Genomic DNA, 4262 nt, shown 5'->3' on the forward strand with positions numbered 1-4262 from the left:
GGGGCTCGGCCCCCCAATAGAAAAACGGAAAGGGCCCTGTCTACGCATTACGTAGACAGGGCCCTCCCACCCTTGTAGTCCCGACGGGATTTGAACCCGCGCTACCGCCTTGAGAGGGCGGCGTCCTAGGCCGCTAGACGACGGGACCACGCTTGAGAGATCATCTTCTCGGCGTGCCGAGCTTCCGACCTTCTCGCTGGGGTACCAGGACTCGAACCTAGACTAACTGAACCAGAATCAGTCGTGCTGCCAATTACACCATACCCCATGGTGTCACCCCGGCCAGTTGTCCTTTTCCGATCTCCCCGAGGGGTTTTCGGCTTTCGGACTGCTGTCCGCGGCGTTGATAAATACTTTAGACCATGCCTCCAAGGCCGTTTCCAGGGGGGTCGGTTTTAGGCATCTCCGCAGGTCATGACGGCCGCAGCGCGCTTTCAGCGGATCAGCTCGGGAACGGCCGGGATGGCGGGCAGATCGGCGACGAGCATCTCGGGGAGTTCGTGGAGGCTCGTGATGGTCGGGACGTCGGCGGCCGCGGGCGCGCCGTCGCGGTTGAGCCAGATGCCGTGGAGGCCGGCGCTGGCGGCTCCGCGGGCGTCGGTGTCGAGCCGGTCGCCGACGTGGGCGACTTCTCCCGGGCTCAGGCCAAGGGCGTCGCACGCGGTGCGGAAGATCCGCGGATCCGGTTTCGCGACACCGACTTCGCCGGAGATGACGAGCACGTCGAAGACGTCGGCCAGCCCGACGGCAGCGATCTTCTTGCGCTGGTAGGCGCTGGGGGCGTTGGTGATGACGGCGAGCCGCAGGCCGCTGTCGCGCAGCCAGTCCAGGCAGGGGCGGGCGTCGTCGAAGAGGCCCCAGCCGCGCTGCATCGCGGCCATCCGCAGGTCTTCCCGGCGGGCGGCCTCGGTGTAGTCGATCTGCTCGCCGAAGGCCGCGAAGAAGGCCTTGGTGCGCTCGACGCACATCACGTCGAAGCGGAGCTCGTTGTTGACGTACCGCCCGTAGTAGTCGTCGGTGACCCGCTCCCACACCGGCCAGGCCCGGTCGGTGCCGAGGAGCTCCCGCAGGGCTCGCCGCGACGCGCGCGGCCCGTCCATCAGGGTGTCGTCCACGTCGAGGCAAACAGCCTTGAGCTGTCCGAGTTCGTGGGTGAAGGAGCTGGGGGGAGCGGATGTCACTCCGAGAGGCTAGGCGCTCACCCGCTGCGTCCGATTCGGCCAACCCAGTGATCCTGTCGGCCTATTTCCGTGACATACCTCCCGCAGATGCAACCGCACCCCGCGTCGGAACCGTCAGTGGACAGCCGCGGCGCGGGGTGCGGAGGCGTCAGCCCAGGGCCTTGCGGAGGCGGGCGAGGGAGACCTCGCGACCCAGGAGTTCCATCGACTCGTACAGCGGCGGCGACACCGTGCGGCCGGTGACGGCGACGCGGACCGGCGCGAAGGCCTTGCGGGGCTTGATGCCCAGGCCGTCGACGACCGCGTCCTTCAGGGCCTGCTCGATGGCACCGGTGGTCCACTCCGGCAGCGCTTCGAGGGCGCTGATGGCCGCTTCCAGCACCGGCTTGGCGTCCTCGCCGAGGGCCTTGTCCGCGGAAGCCTGCTCCGGGGCGAACTCGTCACCGGCGAACAGGAATCCCATCATGCCGACCGCGTCGGAGAGCACGATGAGCCGCTCCTGCACCAGCGGTGCGGCGGCGCGCACGGTGGCCAGCTGCTGCTCGGTCGGCTCGCTTGGCAGCACGCCGCCCTTGACCAGGTACGGCACGATCCGCTCGACGAAGTCGTCCGGCGCGAGGGCCCGCAGGTGCGCGGAGTTGATCGCGTCGGCCTTCTTCTGGTCGAAGCGCGCCGGGTTGGCGCTGACCCGGCCGATGTCGAAGGCCTCGACCATCTCGTCCAGGCTGAACACGTCGCGGTCCTCGGAGATCGACCAGCCGAGCAGCGCCAGGTAGTTCAGCAGGCCCTCGGGCAGGAAACCCCGGTCGCGGTGGTGGAACAGGTTGGACTGCGGGTCGCGCTTGGAGAGCTTCTTGTTGCCCTCCCCCATGACGAACGGCAGGTGGCCGAACTCGGGCGTGAAGTCGGTGACCCCGATGCGCTGCAGCGCCTCGTAGAGGGCGATCTGCCGCGGCGTGGAGGACAGCAGGTCCTCACCGCGCAGCACGTGGGTGATCCGCTGCAGGGCGTCGTCGACCGGGTTGGTCAGGGTGTAGAGCGGATCTCCGTTGCCGCGCACCAGGACCGGGTCCGGGACGCTGCCCGCGGGGAAGGTGATCTCGCCGCGCACCAGGTCGGTGAAGGTGATGTCGCGGGCCGGCATCCGCAGCCGCAGCACGGGCTTGCGGCCCTCGGCGCGGAACGCGGCGATCTGCTCTTCGGTGAGGTCGCGGTCGAAGTTGTCGTAGCCGAGCTTGGGGTCGCGGCCGGCCGCCTTGTGCCGGGCCTCGACCTCCTCGGGCGAGGAGAAGGACTCGTAGAGCTCCCCGGCGGCCAGCAGGCGCTGCGCGACGTCGGCGTAGATGTCGCGGCGCTCGCTCTGCCGGTAGGGGCCGTAGGGACCGCCGACCTCGGGGCCTTCGTCCCAGTCCAGCCCCAACCAGCGCAGCGCATCCAGCAGCGCCTGGTAGGACTCTTCGCTGTCCCTGGCTGCGTCGGTGTCCTCGATGCGGAACACCAGGGTGCCCTTGTTGTGCCGGGCGAACGCCCAGTTGTAGAGGGCGGTGCGGATGAGGCCGACGTGCGGAGTGCCGGTCGGCGAGGGGCAGAACCGGGCCCGGAGGGGCCTGGCGTCGGCTGTTGCTGCTGCTTCTGGCGTGCTCATAACACATCCAGCGTAGTCACCGGTCGGCGGCGCTTGACGAGCGCGTCCCGGCGAGTCATCCTGAGCTTATTCAACAGACGTTGAAATACATCGGGAGGGATCGCAATGGAGCGAACCACCTGCTGCATCGTGGGCGGCGGACCGGCCGGAGTGGTCCTGGGGCTGCTGCTGGCCCGCTCGGGCGTCGAGGTGACCGTGCTGGAGAAGCACGGCGACTTCCTGCGCGATTTCCGCGGCGACACGGTGCACCCCACGACCCTGCACCTGCTGGACGACCTCGGCCTGGCCGAACGCCTCGACGAACTCCCCCAGCGCCGCCTGAACCGGGTGTCGGTGCCGGTCGGCCCGAACAACGAGCTGTTCGCGCTGGGCGACTTCAGCAGGCTGAAGATGAAGTACAACTACATCGCGATGGTCCCGCAGTGGGACTTCCTGGACCTGCTCGCCGACGCCGGCAAGCAGGAGCCCTGCTTCGACCTGCGGATGAACACCGAGGCGACCGAGCTGATCCGCGAAGGCGGCCGCGTCAACGGCGTGCGCTACCGCACCTCCGACGGCAGCACCGGCGAGCTCCGGGCGACCATCACGGTGGCCTGCGACGGCCGGAAGTCGTTCGTGCGCACCATGCCCGAGCTGGGCCTGCAGGACTTCCCGACGCCGATGGACGTCCGGTGGTTCCGGGTGCCGCGCCACCCCGACGACCCGGTGGGCGCGATCGGGCTGATCCGGGATCGCGCGTTCATGGCGATGCTGGACCGCGGCGACTACTTCCAGGTGGCCCAGATCATCGCCAAGGGCACCGACGCGCAGGGCCGCAACCGGCCCGTCGAGGAGTTCAACGCCGACCTGGTGCACAAGATCCCCTGGCTGGCCGGGCGGGACCTGGTGGCCGACTGGGACGACGTGAAGCTGCTGCACGTCACCCTGGACCGGCTGCGCAAGTGGCACGTCCCGGGTCTGCTGTGCATCGGCGACGCCGCGCACGCGATGTCGCCGGTCGGCGGGATCGGGATCAACCTCGCGGTCCAAGACGCGGTCGCAGCGGCCCGCTACCTGGCCGGACCGCTGCGCGAAGGCCGCTTGGAGCGCAAGCACGTCGCGGCGGTGCAACGCCGCAGGTGGCCGACGACCGTCCTGATCCAGCGGCTCCAGCGCGTGATCCACGACAACGTGATCACGCCGGCCCTGCACGGCGAGATCGACTTCGGCAACACCGCACGCCTGCCGCTCCCCCTGCGGGCGACGGCGAAACTCCCGTGGCTGCGCAAGATCCCGCCGTACGTCCTCGCCTACGGCGCGGTCCGCGAACGCCCACCGGAAGCCGCGCTCCGGCCTTGACCGACCGTTCTGGGAACCGGCGGAACCCGTCGCGACGCTGCTCGTCGCCGCGATCGCCCTCCACGAGCTAGCGGCCGGGCGCCCGCGCGAAGACCTGC

At 69.4% G+C, this 4262-nt stretch carries 3 protein-coding genes and 2 tRNA genes; 1 reads left to right on the forward strand and 4 read right to left on the reverse strand.

Going from position 1 to position 4262, the window contains the following annotated elements:
- Positions 1-75 precede the first annotated feature (75 nt).
- The 4 genes from ABTZ89_RS36390 to gltX form a co-directional block, all read right to left on the reverse strand.
- Positions 76-148 (reverse strand) — tRNA-Glu (locus ABTZ89_RS36390).
- Positions 149-196: 48 nt separating this feature from the next.
- Positions 197-268, reverse strand: a tRNA-Gln gene (locus tag ABTZ89_RS36395).
- Positions 269-434: 166 nt separating this feature from the next.
- Complete coding sequence (locus tag ABTZ89_RS36400; protein WP_270951128.1) at positions 435-1181, reverse strand: HAD family hydrolase; 747 nt, start codon at positions 1179-1181, stop codon at positions 435-437.
- Positions 1182-1329: 148 nt separating this feature from the next.
- Entirely contained in the window at positions 1330-2826 is a 1497-nt protein-coding gene (gene gltX, locus ABTZ89_RS36405) for a glutamate--tRNA ligase (RefSeq protein WP_270951127.1), read from the reverse strand.
- 105 nt (positions 2827-2931) lie between these two features.
- On the opposite strand from gltX, the gene ABTZ89_RS36410 reads away from it, so the two are divergent.
- A complete protein-coding gene (locus tag ABTZ89_RS36410) occupies positions 2932-4164 on the forward strand; it encodes an FAD-dependent oxidoreductase (protein WP_351053553.1) in 1233 nt (410 codons plus the stop codon).
- Positions 4165-4262 lie beyond the last annotated feature (98 nt).

Source organism: Saccharopolyspora sp. NPDC002686 (assembly GCF_040295745.1).
In the GTDB taxonomy this organism is placed as follows: Bacteria; Actinomycetota; Actinomycetes; order Mycobacteriales; family Pseudonocardiaceae; genus Saccharopolyspora; species Saccharopolyspora oryzae.

Coding starts and splice junctions, on each gene's coding strand:
- gltX (WP_270951127.1), bottom strand. CDS start 2,826: ATGAGCACGCCAGAAGCAGCAGCAACAGCCGACGCCAGGCCCCTCCGG.
- ABTZ89_RS36410 (WP_351053553.1), top strand. CDS start 2,932: ATGGAGCGAACCACCTGCTGCATCGTGGGCGGCGGACCGGCCGGAGTG.